This is a genomic window from Nocardia sp. NPDC049190, assembly GCF_040648115.1.
Taxonomy (GTDB): Bacteria; Actinomycetota; Actinomycetes; order Mycobacteriales; family Mycobacteriaceae; genus Nocardia.
The window spans coordinates 1-14,242 of the sequence record NZ_JBEZDE010000045.1 but is presented as its reverse complement, the minus strand read 5'-3'; the positions used below and the strand labels follow the sequence as shown (position 1 = coordinate 14,242).

The 14,242-nt window shown below is 64.0% G+C and carries 12 protein-coding genes and 2 pseudogenes; 9 read left to right on the top strand and 5 right to left on the bottom strand.

Annotated features, from left to right (window positions below):
- Nucleotides 1-98 precede the first annotated feature (98 nt).
- Nucleotides 99-797 (top strand): WHG domain-containing protein, encoded by a 699-nt coding sequence (locus AB0B25_RS27570; protein ID WP_357185309.1) that lies wholly within the window; start codon nt 99-101, stop codon nt 795-797.
- Nucleotides 798-946: 149 nt separating this feature from the next.
- Here AB0B25_RS27570 and AB0B25_RS27565 read toward each other — a convergent pair whose 3' ends face one another.
- Entirely contained in the window at nt 947-1,141 is a 195-nt protein-coding gene (locus AB0B25_RS27565; RefSeq protein ID WP_357185306.1) for a hypothetical protein, read from the bottom strand.
- 45 nt (nt 1,142-1,186) lie between these two features.
- A complete protein-coding gene (locus tag AB0B25_RS27560; protein ID WP_357185303.1) occupies nt 1,187-2,512 on the bottom strand; it encodes a family 1 glycosylhydrolase in 1,326 nt (441 codons plus the stop codon).
- Between the two features lie 412 nt (nt 2,513-2,924).
- On the opposite strand from AB0B25_RS27560, the gene AB0B25_RS27555 reads away from it, so the two are divergent.
- The 4 genes from AB0B25_RS27555 to AB0B25_RS27540 all read left to right on the top strand — a co-directional run bounded on the left by AB0B25_RS27555 (nt 2,925) and on the right by AB0B25_RS27540 (nt 6,326).
- Complete coding sequence (locus tag AB0B25_RS27555) at nt 2,925-3,455, top strand: SMI1/KNR4 family protein (protein ID WP_357185300.1); 531 nt, start codon at nt 2,925-2,927, stop codon at nt 3,453-3,455.
- 294 nt (nt 3,456-3,749) lie between these two features.
- Nucleotides 3,750-4,301 (top strand): dihydrofolate reductase family protein, encoded by a 552-nt coding sequence (locus AB0B25_RS27550; protein ID WP_357185297.1) that lies wholly within the window; start codon nt 3,750-3,752, stop codon nt 4,299-4,301.
- Between the two features lie 228 nt (nt 4,302-4,529).
- On the top strand, nt 4,530-4,949 hold the full coding sequence (locus AB0B25_RS27545; protein ID WP_357185294.1) for a YciI family protein: 420 nt from the start codon (nt 4,530-4,532) through the stop codon (nt 4,947-4,949).
- A gap of 12 nt (nt 4,950-4,961) precedes the next feature.
- On the top strand, nt 4,962-6,326 hold the full coding sequence (locus AB0B25_RS27540) for a DUF6596 domain-containing protein (protein WP_357185291.1): 1,365 nt from the start codon (nt 4,962-4,964) through the stop codon (nt 6,324-6,326).
- 907 nt (nt 6,327-7,233) lie between these two features.
- Here the strand turns inward: AB0B25_RS27540 and AB0B25_RS27535 are convergent.
- Nucleotides 7,234-7,476 (bottom strand): MoaD/ThiS family protein, encoded by a 243-nt coding sequence (locus AB0B25_RS27535; protein WP_357185288.1) that lies wholly within the window; start codon nt 7,474-7,476, stop codon nt 7,234-7,236.
- Entirely contained in the window at nt 7,469-8,533 is a 1,065-nt protein-coding gene (gene moaA / locus AB0B25_RS27530) for a GTP 3',8-cyclase MoaA (RefSeq protein WP_357185285.1), read from the bottom strand. Before moaA ends, AB0B25_RS27535 begins: the two co-directional genes overlap by 8 nt.
- A 106-nt stretch (nt 8,534-8,639) precedes the next feature.
- On the opposite strand from moaA, the pseudogene AB0B25_RS27525 reads away from it, so the two are divergent.
- From AB0B25_RS27525 to AB0B25_RS27515, 3 genes and pseudogenes are all read left to right on the top strand, one after another.
- Nucleotides 8,640-9,020: pseudogene (locus AB0B25_RS27525) on the top strand (cyclic pyranopterin monophosphate synthase MoaC); the annotation flags it as partial.
- A 156-nt stretch (nt 9,021-9,176) separates the two neighbouring features.
- Nucleotides 9,177-9,635, top strand: a pseudogene (gene moaC, locus AB0B25_RS27520) (cyclic pyranopterin monophosphate synthase MoaC); the annotation flags it as partial.
- A gap of 143 nt (nt 9,636-9,778) precedes the next feature.
- On the top strand, nt 9,779-10,213 hold the full coding sequence (locus tag AB0B25_RS27515) for a molybdenum cofactor biosynthesis protein MoaE (protein WP_357185282.1): 435 nt from the start codon (nt 9,779-9,781) through the stop codon (nt 10,211-10,213).
- Between the two features lie 241 nt (nt 10,214-10,454).
- On the opposite strand, the gene AB0B25_RS27510 is transcribed toward AB0B25_RS27515, so the two are convergent.
- Nucleotides 10,455-11,867: a cytochrome P450 gene (locus AB0B25_RS27510; protein ID WP_357185279.1), complete on the bottom strand. Its 1,413-nt coding sequence runs from the start codon at nt 11,865-11,867 to the stop codon at nt 10,455-10,457.
- Nucleotides 11,868-12,737: 870 nt separating this feature from the next.
- On the opposite strand from AB0B25_RS27510, the gene AB0B25_RS27505 reads away from it, so the two are divergent.
- A partial coding sequence (locus tag AB0B25_RS27505; protein ID WP_357185276.1) for an AAA family ATPase occupies nt 12,738-14,242 on the top strand: 1,505 nt, incomplete at its 3' end.

Below are 14,242 nucleotides of genomic sequence, written 5' to 3'. Positions count from 1 at the left end.
GCGAGGTAAACCGGCCGCCGATGGTGATCGGCCCCCACCATTCAGAGCACTGCTCGCAAGAGTTGACATTGCTCTCTAAAGCTTGCAGGGTAAGTGGTATGTCGACGACACCACGTGCCCGCGCCAGGGCTCAGACCATGACCGATATCGTTCGGATCGGACGGGAACATCTGGCGACGGACGGCGCGGCCGCGCTGTCGCTGCGCGCGGTGGCTCGCGACCTCGGAGTGGTGTCCTCCGCGATCTACCGATACGTCCGCAGTCGCGACGAGTTACTCACCCTCCTCGTGGTCGACGGTTACAACGAGTTAGGCGATGAGGTCGACGCCGCGCTGGCGGGGTGTACCGGCGATCCGGTCGTACACCTGCGGGTTCTGAGCCGCGTTGTCCGACGCTGGGCGCTGGCCGAACCCGCCCGCTACGGATTGCTGTTCGGCACGCCGGTGCCCGGTTACCAGGCGCCTGCCGCCGAGACCATCGCGCCGGGTACCCGGGTGATCGTCACTATGCAGATCCTGTTCGCTCGCGCGCATCAGGCGGGCCTGCTCGCCGAACCCCGCCGCGCGCTACAGATATCCGCCCCGCTCGCAGGCGATTTCGCGCGGATCCGGGACGAGTTCGAACTCGATCTGCCCGACTGGCTGATCGCCCGCGGCGTCACGTTCTGGGTGGCTCTGTTCGGTGCGGTGAGCGCGGACGTCTTCGACATGTACGGCGCCGACACCTTCGCCGACCGTGCCGAAGTGTTCGAACTCCAACTCGACGCCCTGCTCGACATGCTGGGCTATCGCGGCTGATCACCGGCGGGTGCGCATAGCCGGGATCGGTTGTGGCGGTGTGCTGGCACCGATCGCAGGGCAGGACATCGGCACGGTCGCCGCCCGCGAAGCGCTCCAACGGTTGTAATCGGGCCTGACCGCGTACCTCGGCGGCTGAGCGGCTGCGGTCAGTCCTCGCTGCTGCGCCGGCCGCCGAGGAATTCGATCAGTTCAGGATCGGCGGAGATGAAACGGTCGACTTCTTCGCCGCCGGTGCACTGATAGTGCGCGACGGTGACCGTGCCGGATCGGTGCTCGAGCACCTGCCAGACGCCGCCGGAATCCTGCCAGCGCCGGAGGACCGTGACTGGGTCGTCGGCCATCATCTGCCTTCCTGGTGCCCATGGTGCGGGCAGGGGTCGCGGTGATCAGCGTGGGACGGTGACCGGGTCGGCGCAGCTGGCCACCGCGTCGACGAGCGAGCAGTTCTTCGGTGCGCGGGTCGGGCGGTAGTCGGGTGCTACGCCGTCGGCGCGGGTGATGTCCGTGTACGCCGCGACCGCGTCGGTCGGCCTGCGGGTCAGTGCGGGATCGGTCAGAACATCCACCGTGTAGAGCCCGAAACGTGGTGTGTAAGAACCCCACTCGTAGTTATCGGTGAGGCTCCAGTAGTTGTAGCCGATCAGGTTCATTCCGTCTGTCTTGGCGCGCTGGAGCCAGTAGACAGTGTCGCGGAGCGCGTCGGCGCGATCGTATCCGTCTGCTCGCGGCATGCCGTTCTCGGTGGGCATCCCGTTCTCGACGATGTAGAGCGGTTTGTCGGGGAACCGGCGCGAGTAATGCTGGAGCGCATAGTAGATGCCCTCCGGCTGCAAGGGGTTCTTCCACAGCTCCGTGAAGCTCATCATGCCGAGGAGGCTGTCGGGGGACAGGCCGTAGTAATAGTCGATGCCGACGAAGTCGAGTTCGGCGGCGATCGTGTCGATGAGCGACTTGTTCACGACATCCTCGCCGGCGGGGATGTAGGCGACGTTGCTGGTCACCATCGCATCCGGTTGCACACGATGGATGTAGTCATAGATGCTTTTGTGCGCCTCGGCAATCCGCTCCTGCATCGCGGGCACGGAGGCGGGGGACACGCCGCCGTGGCGCAATTCGTTCACGATGTAGAACGCAGGCTCGTTGAACGTGACCCACAGCGGCTCGTAGGCGGCATAGCGGTCGACGACCGTACGCGCATTGCCGAGCCAGTCCTCGACCATGCCCGGGCTGTTCCACCCACCCTTGTCGACCTCCCAGCCGGGATATACCCAGTGGTCGATGGTGAGCATCGGACGCATGCCCGCCGTCATGATCGCGGAGATCACATTGTCGTAGAACGCCAGCCCGTTCGCGTCCCACTCACCCGCTTCGGGCTGCAGGCGAGCCCACTCGATTCCGACGCGGTACACCTTGACGCCGAGTGCCGCGGCCCGTGCGATATCCGACTGGTAGTGCGTGGTGAAGTCGATCGAATCGAGGTATGGATCCTGTGTCTGCCCGGCTGCCACATAGCGGGACCAGTTGCTGTCGGGGGCGTGTCCTTCCGACTGATATCCCGAAGCCGCAACACCCCAGAGGAAATCTGCATCCATCGGCGCGATCAGGGTGGGTGGCGCGGGCCGTGCCGCGGCTGGCGTGGTGCCACCGATGACCAGTGCCGCAGTGGTAGCCGCGAGCGCGGCGACGACGCGACGGCGTCGGTGCGCCCGCATCGAACTCCTGTTCCTGACGTCACGAACAGCGTTCAGGAGCCGCCTCCGGCACGCGGACCAGGTCGGGATAGCTGCCACGGAAAAAGGGTATCCGCCTCGCCGCCGGTTCAGCCATTGTCGTTGTTTTTCGCGCGATTACTTCCGGAACCTCGGAGCCCGCCGGGCACTGACCGAGGATCGGAACACGGCGCTGGAACACGCGGCCGGCCCGCTGGCACCGCCGGCCGGTACTGAACGCGCCATCAAGAAAGCGTTGAGCAAGCCGCCGAACAGGCTGCGGAAAAGGCAGCGGGCCGACGTCCGCGCCAGGGATTCAACTTCGGATTCAGGCGCGCCGACCCGTAGAAACCGCGCCCCTACGCCTACGAGACCGCCCTTGGACCGACATCAAGGGAACGAGTTGTCGTCGCCAGTGGAACTATTCCTAGCTAGTACCTCGGCCGTGGCGAAGTTCGAGGAAGTCATCACATCCTTCTGGCAGGACCCGATCGACGACGACCATGTGGCGTTGACCGATGCGGCGATCCGAGACGCCGAGGAAAAACTCGGTGTACGACTTCCCGCCTCGTTGCTGCGCCTGCTCCGAGTGCGCAACGGCGGCCGCGTCGCCGACCGCTGGGATGCCTTTCCGGTCGAAGGTTCAACGTGGTCGGAGCATCACGCGTGCTTCGACTACCTCGACGGCATTCTCGACGAGGATGGCTCCTCGGTGATCGATACGCCGTACCTGGTGCAGGAGTGGGAACTTCCCGCACCGGTCGTGCTCCTGAACGGCGACGGGCACTGGTGGGTCGCGCTGGACTACCGTGCCTGCGGCCCGACAGGCGAACCATCAGTCGTGGAAATCAACTCCGATGGGCCCGTCGTCCTCTTTCTCGCATCTGATTTCGAGTCGTTCGTCGAGGGGCTGACCTCGTCCGAACAGTTTTTGATCGATGACTAGCTCGCAGTAGCGACCGTCGGCGAACCGGCCGCTGGAGTTCGAACTGCATCTCCGAAATCGGAACTCCCAGAACGATTCTCATTAACACCAGCCACTGGGAATGGCGAAGAGTGCACTATTGCTAGCTGGCGCAGGACGACGGCTTCGCCGAGGCCGACGACCTCGCCGGCGTCTGCCATACCCGGCCGTCGGGCACGGGGTCGACGACTGGTGAGATCGCCGAAAACCAACGGATATGGCTTGACGCCTGGTGAGGCTCGATGAGTTTCGAGCGCGTAGGAGGTCTACCCGGTCATGAGGAAACTGATCTACACGTTCGGCGTGTCCCTGGACGGCTACATCAACGACCGCGATGGCAGCATCGACTGGAGTGTCCCGGACGAGGAGTTGCACCAGTTCCACAACGACAGATACCGCGAGATCGAGGTCTCGCTGCACGGCCGCCGGCTGTACGAGCTGATGGCCGAGTATTGGCCGCACGTGTCCGAGAACGCGCCACGCATCGAGCGCGAGTTCGGCGGGCTCTGGACGGACAAGCCCAAGGTCGTCTTCTCCCGGACGCTCACCGAGGTCCACTGGAACAGCAGCCTGGTCAGTGCGAACGCGGTCGAGGAGGTCCGCAGGTTCAAGGCCGGAGGCGATGGCCTCATGGAGGTGGGTGGCGCGGGCCTTGCGGCCTCGCTGATGCCGCACGGGCTCATCGACGAGTACCAACTGTTTCTCTCGCCCGTGGTACTCGGTGACGGCACGCCGCTGTTCCCGACACTGGACAAGCGCATCCAGCTCCGATTGGCCGAGACGAGGCACTTCGACACCGTGGTGATGCTGCGCTACCTCGTCGACTGAGGTCCGTTCAACCGCGGCAACCCCCGCTCGAGCGCGACCATCACCGGCGGTGCGATCGTCGACGTCGAGTTCGGTGAACGCGGCACCGTGCGTATCTTGACGGTCGGCCCGGACCCTTGAACCTGTCCAGCCGCGAGAATTCTTTCGGGGCCGTGTCGATATGCCGAGTTCGCTGTTCGACCTTGGAGTGAGAGGGTCGGTAGGCGATCCGGAAACAGGAGGATGATCGTGAAGTACATGCTGATCTGGCGGGCCACCGATGAGGGCATCGCGGCCATGGCGGGCGTCGACTTCGAGAAGATGCTCGAGACCATCGGGCGGTACAACGACGAGATGATCCGGGCCGGGGTGCTGGTCGCGGCCGAAGGGCTGGCCGGGCCGGACGAGGGCGTGGTGGTGGACTATTCGGCGGAGCCGCCGGTGGTCACGGACGGGCCGTACGGGGAGACCAAGGAGCTCTTCGGCGGGTTCTACATCCTGAATGTGGCCTCCAAACAGGAGGCCATCGAATGGGCAAAGCGGGCTCCGTCGGTCGGGCCGGGATTCAAGACCGAAATTCGCCGGGTCACCACGATCGACGAGTTCCCGCAGGACAACGAATGGATTCAGAAGGAACGAGCCTGGCGCGAAGCCACCGGACAGTTGTGAGTCGCTGAGCGAATGGCCGATCCCACGGGTCGTGAGGCTGTTGCCGCGGTGTGGCGGATCGAGTCCGCGCGGATAGTCGGGGCGCTCGCGCGCTACACCGGCGATTTCGCGCTGGCCGAGGACCTTGCGCAGGAGGCATTGGCCGAGGCACTGGTGAACTGGCCGCGGGATGGCGTACCGCGCAATCCGGCCGGGTGGTTGCTCACCGTCGGGCGGCGGCGGGCTATAGACGCGTTCCGCCGACGTGCCGCGCTCGATGATCGGTACTCCGCCCTCGCCCGAGATCTGGGCGAGGGTGGGGTCGCCGCCGGTGGCCCACCCGCGGAATCCGCGACTGCGCGGACACCGTGGGATCCCGATCAGGTCGACGATGATGTACTCGCGCTCATCTTCATCGCGTGCCATCCTGTGGTTTCGCGCGAGGCCAGGATCGCGCTCACGCTTCGGGTGGTCGGGGGCCTGTCCAGCGACGAGATCGCCAAGGCGTTCTTGGCGCCCACAGCCACCGTGCAGGCCCGGATCACCCGAGCGAAGAAAACCCTTGCCGCGTCTCGCGTTCCCTTCACGGTGCCGTCCGCGGAGGAGCGCAGTGAACGCCTCGGGTCGGTGCTCAGCGTCGTCTACGTGATCTTCACCGAAGGATCGTCGGCCACCTCGGGTGCCGATCTGATCCGATTCGATCTGGCTGTTGAGGCGCAGCGGCTGGCCCGAGTACTGGCCCGGTTGATGCCGGCCGAACCCGAGGTGCATGGGCTGCTCGCGCTGCTCGAGCTCACCGCCGCACGCTTCCCAGCCCGCACCGACACCGCCGGGCAGCCGATTCTGTTGGAGCACCAGGACCGCCGCCGCTGGGACCGCGCGGCGATTCGCCGCGGGCGCGCCGCTTTGGACCGGGCCACCCGGGTCGGTCGCGGTCTCGGTGCATACGGCCTGCAGGCCGCGATCGCCGAATGCCATGCCATCGCCGCATCCGTCGACACCACCGACTGGGACCGCATCGTAGTCCTGTACGAGGCTTTGGGCCGCCTTGCTCCCTCCCCGATCGTCGACCTCAATCGAGCGGTCGCGGTGTCCATGGCGGGGGGACCCTCGGCGGCCCTACGCATTGTCGATGAGCTCAAAACCTCTGCAGTCCTCGCGAATTCGCACCTGTTGCCAAGTGTTCGCGGTGAACTGCTCACGCGCTTGGGCCGCAGGGATGAGGCGCGTGTCGAACTCGAACTCGCCATCCAATTCTGCGGAAACGAGCGTGAACGCGCCTTGCTCGCGAAGAAGCTCGCAGAACTGGGACAAGGCCCACCGACTGTCTGGCGGGCGGAATCGCCCAACGCGCGGGGGTGCGGAGGTCTGGGGCGAAGGGGTGGCGTTGATGAGTGATTCGGCGACAGATAGGTCAGCGACCCCAGTTCAGGACCATTGGTATAGGCCTCGACCCAGCTCGTAAGTCCAGTGGCGCGAGTACCCGGGGCGGAATACAAGTTGGCACATTCGTCGATCTCGCCAAGTGCATGGCCCAGGGCGGCGCGGAGAGTGGTTCAAGCGGAACCTAGTGCATCGGCAGTGCGCAGGCGGCTGTCGAAACCGTAGAGGGCGACGACATCACCGAGAGCGGCACCGGATGGAAGTCGCCTGCGCGCCAGCCCCTGCTGGTCCCGCGCCGGAACGAGTACCAGTAAGCCGCATACCAGTACCGAGCCCGACCGCTGCGCGCGGCAACTCGCCTCAACAGTTCCACAAGTCCCAGACCGGCAGCACCCGACGCCGTTCGATCCATGTGACTTCACCATCACCGAGCACAGCATCGCGACGGACTGAGCCGCGCTCGTCTCGTGGTCAGTAGCTGAATGGGAGCACGACTGTGGCGGGGTAGTCGGTTGCGCGGGCACGAGGGTCGACGGCACCACGGCGGTGTCGATCGGCGAAAGCGAACGGACTCGCGCACGTAACTTCCGCTGTTTCAGCGATTTCTACCGAGACCCGTTTGTCGACGCAGCGTAGGGGATAGGGAAGTTCGGCGGTCCCACGCCAGGGGAGGGGAGCGCGATCGCTAAAGGCAGCCGAGAGGGGACGTCATAAAGAATGTTCGAGGAAGAGGTTGCGCCGGTCCGTCAGCTGGGATACCGGCGTAGTCAGGGAAGGCTCGGCCAGTGGGTGACATTGACATGTAGATACGTAGATATACGCATCTACGCATGTAATGACCGAAGCGACCCGAAGTCCCACAACAACAGCAAAGAGGAGGGGAGCCTTCGGGTCGTGTTCGGTCGCTGTGATGGTCCGGCGGCTATCCGCCGGCGAATGGAGGTAACACGTCTACACGCGGGGACAGCAGTGTGCCACGGTCACGGGTGAGTTCGTCCCCGACCACGAAGGCACAGACGGCCAGCCTCTTTGCGATATCGGCGCCGTATCTCGTCGCGAGGGTGGAGCAGAGGTCGGCGATGGTGGCGTCGGCCGGAAGATCGAGGTCTTCACGGTCCCTGCCGACGGCTTCGGCCATCGCGGCGAAGTAATGGATCTCAACCACCGATTGCTCCCATCGTCCGTTCCGGGGGTTCGAAGCCGTCGGCGTTTATGCCGTGGCCGGCCGATTTGTTCCACATGGCGCCGCGCCAGAGGTCGGCGATCTCGGCATCGGCGGCACCGGAGCGCAGTAGTTGCCGTACATCGAATTCCTGGTCGCTGAACAGACAGGACCGCAACATACCGTCGGCGGTGAGACGGGTGCGGTCGCAAGAGCCACAGAAGTTGCGGGTCACCGAGGCGATGATGCCCACAGTGGCAGGGCCGCCGTCGACCTGCCATAACTCGGCTGGAGCGGATGGATCATCCCCTCGCCCCGCTTCGGTCAAGGTGAACCGACTACTCAGCACGTCGACCAGTTCCGCGGCGGTCACCATGTTCGTGCGCGCCCATTCTCGGTCGGCGTCCAGAGGCATCTGCTCGATGAAACGCAACTGACACCCTTCGTCCAGGCACCACCGGAGTAGATCCGGTGCACCGGAAAGGGTCGGGCGCATGAGCACCGCGTTCACCTTCACCGGCGCCATCCCCGCGTCGCGGGCGGCGAGTATGCCCGCCAGCGTCGAGTCGAGGCGATCACGCCGGGTGAGTCGGGCGAATCCCGCTCGGTCGACGGTATCCAGCGAGACGTTGACACGCCGCAGGCCAGCCGCGGCCAGGCGGCGAGCGCGATGCGCTAGACCGATGCCGTTGGTGGTCATGGACAGCGGAATGTCGGGTGCCTGCTTGTGGCAGCCCGCAACGATCTGTTCGAGATCGCGCCGCATCAACGGCTCACCACCGGTGAACCGGACCTCGCGGACGCCGAGGTGGCGGGCCGCGAGGCTGACCAACCGCACGATCTCGTCGACTGTCAGCAACTCGTCGCGTGGTATCGGGGGCAGCCCCTCCTCGGGCATGCAATATGTGCAGCGCAGCGAACACTTCTCCGTGATGGAGACCCTCAGATCGTGGGCAATCCGGCCGAAGCGATCTATCAATTCACTTGTATCGGGACGTCCGTCGAGCGAAGGACGCCCGGAACGACGTAAAGCGGGCATCCCCATTTCGACACGACTCATGTTCAGAATTATGAGCCATGTCACAGACAAACAAATTCGGCAAACTTCCCACCCGTGGGCAATCCTGCAGCCATCTGTGGGATTCGGTTGTGCAAACATCATTTGCATGAGCGATATCACACGGACCGCGGTCGCCGCGGGTGAGCTGCGGACCACCGCTGCCGTGGTCGCACTTGTGCAGGCGGATGGCATGCCAAAAGCTGATGTGCTATCCACCGCGCGTATCGCGGGAATCATGGGGGCGAAAAGGACCTCGGACCTGGTTCCCCTGTGCCATCAATTGGCACTGTCCTCGGTGCGGGTCGAGTTCGGCTTTACCGACACCGCCATCACGATCCGCGCAACGGCAAAGGCCGTCGGGCCCACCGGGGTGGAAATGGAAGCGCTCAGCGCGGTCGCGGTTGCCGGTCTCACCCTGCACGACATGGTGAAAGCGGTGGACCCCGCGGCGGCGGTGCACGCGATCCGGCTGATCGGCAAAGATGGGATCACCCGCGAACCCGAACACTTTGTCTCTCCTGAGAGGTGAGCTTTATCCGCGGCGGGCAGAACTCTATGAATGTGATTGTTTTGAGTAAGCAAATATATAGCTACGAGTGTGCAAACGTTCGGCGTGTGCTCGTCTGCGCCGAGAAGGACGATGATGAGTGAGCTGTCCCATGTCGACCGAGAAGGTCGCGCGCGAATGGTCGATGTCAGCGCGAAGTCCGACAGCGCGCGGATCGCGGTCGCCGCGGGTGAACTACGAACCACCGCCGAAGCGCTGGCGACATTGCACAGCGAGAGCGAGTGGCGGGGGGATGTGCTGGCCACCGCACGGATCGCGGGCATTGCGGGGGCGAAGAAGACCTCGGAGCTGATTCCCCTGTGTCATCAATTGGCACTCTCCTCGGTGCAGGTCGAGTTCGGCTTCACCGATACCACCATCACGATCCAGGCGACGGCAAAAACCACGGGGCCCACCGGCGTCGAGATGGAGGCGCTGACCGCGGTCGCAGTCGCAGGGCTGACCTTGAATTACTTACTGAAGGCGGTCGACCCGGCGGCAACTCTCGACGCGGTGCGGTTACTCACCAAGGACGGCGGCAAGCACGGACATTGGGAGAGACCGGGTTTCAGCCGGTCCTCAGTCGATGCGATTTCCCGGACCGCCATCCAATTGTTCGCGGACGGGCCTCGTGCTCACCGTCCGGCCACCGCGGCGGCCGAAGCCGACGGCGCCAGTGTCGTGGGAAGGCTGAAATCATGACAGGAACCGAATCCTTCGTTCGGCTTATCCGAATCAGTGACCAGCCGCTGGATGCGGCCGAGGTCGAAGCCGCGGTGAGCGGCCCCCGGTACGGCGCTGTCGTGGTGTTCACCGGCAAGGTCCGCAATCATGATGGTGGCCAGGAGGTTTCCGCGCTGGAATACTCGGCACACCCTGCGGCCGAGCGGTTCCTGCGCCAGGTGTGCGGACAAGTGGTCGAGTCGTACGGCCTGCCGATAGCCGCCGTTCACCGCGTCGGCGACTTGACCGTCGGTGATCTCGCGATCGTCGCTGCGGTGGCCGCGGCGCATCGTGCCGAAGCGTTCGCCGCCTGCGCGGAGTTGGTCGACCGTATCAAACACGAAGTGCCGATCTGGAAGCGACAATTGTTCTCCGACGGGCTTTCCGAATGGGTGAATGCCTGCGGCTGAACAGGCGGCATTGCGGTCCGCAGTGCCGCGGCAGTGCGGACCAGGGCAAGACGGTCCGGCTGCGCCCTCACTCCGGTTGACGTTTCTGTTCGTGTCCATCGACGACTACTCCTGCGTGGTGGTCGGGGATCGGTGTAGCTTCGCGAGGCCACAGTCCGACTGGCCGCACCATCGCGGTCGATGTTGGCTGCGTGAAGATTTTCCGCAATACGCGTGCCCTCGCGTTCGGCATCCGGGGCGCTCACCTGCTCCCTGTCGAGGGGGACGACAAGGAACGATACCGCTCCAAGTGGACGGTCACTGGTCTGCGAGGATGAAGTGTAATGAGGGGAACAGGGGCGATAACCTTGTCCGAGGTCGGAACGAGTCGATAGCGTTGGAGTGTCATGGCGATCGTCAATTGCATTTCCGCCATCGCAAAAACGTTGCCGATGCACATGCGGGGTCCGGCGCCGAAAGGGTAGTAACCCGGGTGAATTCCGCCTATGTTCTTGGCTTCACTGAAACGGTCGGGATCGAACTGCTCCGGGTTGGGCCAATAGTTCCGGTGGCGATGTATGAAGTAGTAGCTCCACAAAATAGTTGTGCCGGCGGGAATTCGGTAGCCACCGATTTCATCGTCTGCCACAGCTTGCCGGTAGTTATGCCATGCTGGGGAATAGAGGCGCAGGGTTTCCTGGATGACCTGGCGAGTATAAGTGAGCGGCGGCAGATCGGCCGTCCGTGGCCGCCGGTCGGCGAGGACAGTGTCGATCTCTGTGCGCAGCCGCTGCTCGACATCGGGATGGCGGCCAAGCAGGTACCAAACCCAGGTCAACGTGTTGGCGCTGGTCTCATGCCCAGCGAACAGCATGGTCAAGATCTCGTCACGTAACTGGCGGTCGGTCATCCCCTCGGTGGATTCGGCGTCTCGGGCGGCCATCATCCTTGACAGCAGGCTCTGATCGGAGCCCTCGTCCGCCCGGTGCCGTCGGATCATCTCGTACATGATCGAGTCCAGCACATTCAACGACCGATGGAAGCGTCGGTGGCCAGGCGTCGGCACGGAGAGCGGTAGCAAGGGAAACCGCATGAATGATGCCAGCTCTTGGGTCGTGACGGTGAAGGCATCGGTGAAGGTACGTAGTATTCCGTCACCAGGATTCAAGTCGAAAAGTGTCGCGAGAACAATCCTGAGGGCGAGGTCGGTCATTTCGGCACCGACGTCTATCGGTGTGCCGGCAATCCGCGCCTGCTCCCACCGATCGTGAGTGGTTTCGATCGCGGTTGTCATCATTTCGTCGAAGGCGGCAATCCGCTGGCGATGGAAGGCTGGTTGCAGAAGGCGACGTTGCAACAGCCACTCGGGCCTGGCCGCGGTGCCGAGGCCATAGCCGAACATGTTGCGCGCCATCTCGACCGCGGGGCCGTTCCGGTCGTAGTTGTGGTGGTGGCGCTTCAAAACATGATCGACGAATGTGGGGTCGTTCAGCACGACAGTCGGCATTCCGAGGAGATCGACGGAAAATATATCGCCGTGTTCGTCGAGCATTCTGGAGAGAAATTCGAGCGGTGTGCGCTGGAACTGCAGAGTGGGTGCAAACGATCCTCGTGGCCCAGGCGGTCGGTTGTTCGGGCGGCGTGATTTCGAGGTGAGCGGTGGTGTGCCCGACACTGCGGACTCCTTCTGTGACTGGGCTGATGGGGGTATCTGCATGCGATGTCGCGAGATGCTCCCATTCGGGAACGCGGTTCAGTGTGCGGTGGCGTTCCCGAACTTCCTCTGAAAATTCTCGATTCGGTTGGACATTGACGTCTCAATGCATATGGCTCGAAGAGCTGGGGCGGTTCAATGCTCGGTTGGATGACTTTGCGGCGAAGGTGGGGTGGCACATAAAATGTCCATGCCAGGTCTTTTGCATCGTGTCACGGAATGTCGCGAATCCATGACCGTGTTCTTCAGTTTGCGGAGGTGCGCCGACATCCGGGAAATCCAATTGGTGGAGGAGCGGGCTGAAGTTCCTTCGCCCTGGCCTCCGCACGGGCTTCGGTGACAATCGGTGTGGGTGCCCACTTCCGATGGACTACACCGGACCGTGTCCTACTCATAGCTTCGTCCGCCCCTCTCTCACAACCGACGATGCCTCTGCCTACGCATACAGCTGATCATCAGATGTCTATACGATAGCATCTCCCAGCTACCCGTGCGGCGATTGTCGCTTCCGGTTGGGGTGGCCGACCGGAGCGGTGGCCCATCTCCGATTGCGGCGTGCCTCCGGTTCTGCGTGCTTCGTGGCGCCGCTGAAACACGGCCGACTCCGAAGCGCAATCAAGGGGCAGTCGCTATCGGATCGGTGTGTCGCTCCGCGCTCGGAGGGGTCTGCGTACTCGGCAGCGGCCCAACAAGTTTCGGAACAGGGTGAAACGTTCGGCCGCGGCGTTCCGGACGTCGTTCGTCGATTCACTCCTGAACTCTGCTGGTCATTGCGCGGTTTCCCGAGCAGCTCGGCACTCGGCGGAGGGCCGCGTCTCATCCCGACCTCGGGTGGCCGACCAACGTCGTCACCTGGCCGTCGACCCGGTGCCCCGGTCCGTCGCCGTTCGCGGCGCAGACCGCGGTCCGGCACGCGGCGCTAGTATCGTTGCCTGGGGTGCTGGCCGCGGTCGCTCCCTTGTGAGGCTGATCTTGGGTGGAGGCTTGATGGTGGCGGTCGGCGCCCATGGCAGACGAGGTGTGACTCTGGTCGGGAGGGCCTCCGAACTGCGGAGACTGGACCAGACATTGGCAGATGTTCGGTCCGGTTCGGCGGGCGCCGTCGTCATACTGGGTGAACCGGGTATCGGTAAGACGCGTCTTCTCACGGAGTTGTGTACGCGTGCGACTGCAGCGGGTTTCGAAGTATTGGCAGGGCGGGGATCCGAGTTGGAACGCGAGGTTCCGTTCGGTGTGGTGGTCGACGCTTTGGATGAAAGCCTCGCAGCCCTCGACTCTCAGGGTGTCGCCGAGCTGGGTGCGGATCGGATGGCGGAGTTGGCGGCGGTGTTGCCGTCGTTGTCGGAGGTTGGTAGACAGCCGACGAGCCGCTTGGAGGTCGAGCGCTTCGAGTTCCATCGTGCGGTGCGCACCGCCCTCGATCAACTCGCTCTACGCAAGCCGATCGTGTTGGCGCTCGACGATGTGCACTGGGTGGACCCGGCGTCGGCGGAGCTGATCGCCCACATGCTGAGGCGTTCGGTGCCGCGCATGGTGCTGGCCTTGGCCTACCGCCCTCGGCAGGTACCGCGGCTGGTGATGGACGCTGTCGCGCAAGCGGCACGTGACGGTCTGCTGTGTGAACTCGAGCCGGCGCCGCTGACGGTCCTCGAGGCCGCGGAAGCGCTCGGGGAGCGGTCGGATTCTCCGGTGATTCGGGCATTGCACTCCGAGAGTGGTGGTAATCCCTTCTACCTCGAACAACTCGCGCGTAGTGCGAGGAAACGCTTGCCGATTCTCAGGCCAGGTGATGGATCCGACAGTGAGCACGACACCGGAGTCTCCGTCGCCCTGCGCATCACGATCACCCAAGAACTCGCGGGATTGGACAGCGAAACGGTCAGGGTGCTTGAAGCAGGTGCGGTGGCCGGCGATCCGTTCGATGTCGATCTTGTGACCGCGATCGCGGAGTCCGACAAGGATCGGGTGTTGAAATGCCTTGATGATCTCGTTGTTGTCGATTTGGTGCGTCCGACCGCGACGCCGGGTCAGTTTCGTTTTCGGCATCCGATTGTGCGGCGGGTGGTGTACGACGAGGCGATGCCGGGCTGGCGATTCAGCGCCCACAAACAGGCAGCGGAAGCGCTCGGTCGGCGCGGCGCCGCTCTCGGAGCACGGGCATATCACGTCGCGCACTCGGCTTGTGCGGGGGACGCGGAAGCTATCGATCTGTTGACCTCGGCCGGGCGGACTGTCACACCTCGCGCGCCGGCGGCTGCTGCGGGTTGGTTTGATGCTGCTTTGCGTTTGTTGCCGGTGACTGGTGTGGATGAGCAGCGGTTCGGGTTGCTTGTGTC

What these genes read in the sequence shown, in the direction of transcription:
- AB0B25_RS27570 (WP_357185309.1), top strand. Translation starts at nt 99, where the DNA reads ATGTCGACGACACCACGTGCCCGCGCCAGGGCTCAGACCATGACCGAT.
- AB0B25_RS27565 (WP_357185306.1), bottom strand. Translation starts at nt 1,141, where the DNA reads ATGGCCGACGACCCAGTCACGGTCCTCCGGCGCTGGCAGGATTCCGGC.
- AB0B25_RS27560 (WP_357185303.1), bottom strand. Translation starts at nt 2,512, where the DNA reads ATGCGGGCGCACCGACGCCGTCGCGTCGTCGCCGCGCTCGCGGCTACC.
- AB0B25_RS27550 (WP_357185297.1), top strand. Translation starts at nt 3,750, where the DNA reads ATGAGGAAACTGATCTACACGTTCGGCGTGTCCCTGGACGGCTACATC.
- AB0B25_RS27540 (WP_357185291.1), top strand. Translation starts at nt 4,962, where the DNA reads ATGGCCGATCCCACGGGTCGTGAGGCTGTTGCCGCGGTGTGGCGGATC.
- moaA (WP_357185285.1), bottom strand. Translation starts at nt 8,533, where the DNA reads ATGAGTCGTGTCGAAATGGGGATGCCCGCTTTACGTCGTTCCGGGCGT.
- AB0B25_RS27515 (WP_357185282.1), top strand. Translation starts at nt 9,779, where the DNA reads ATGACAGGAACCGAATCCTTCGTTCGGCTTATCCGAATCAGTGACCAG.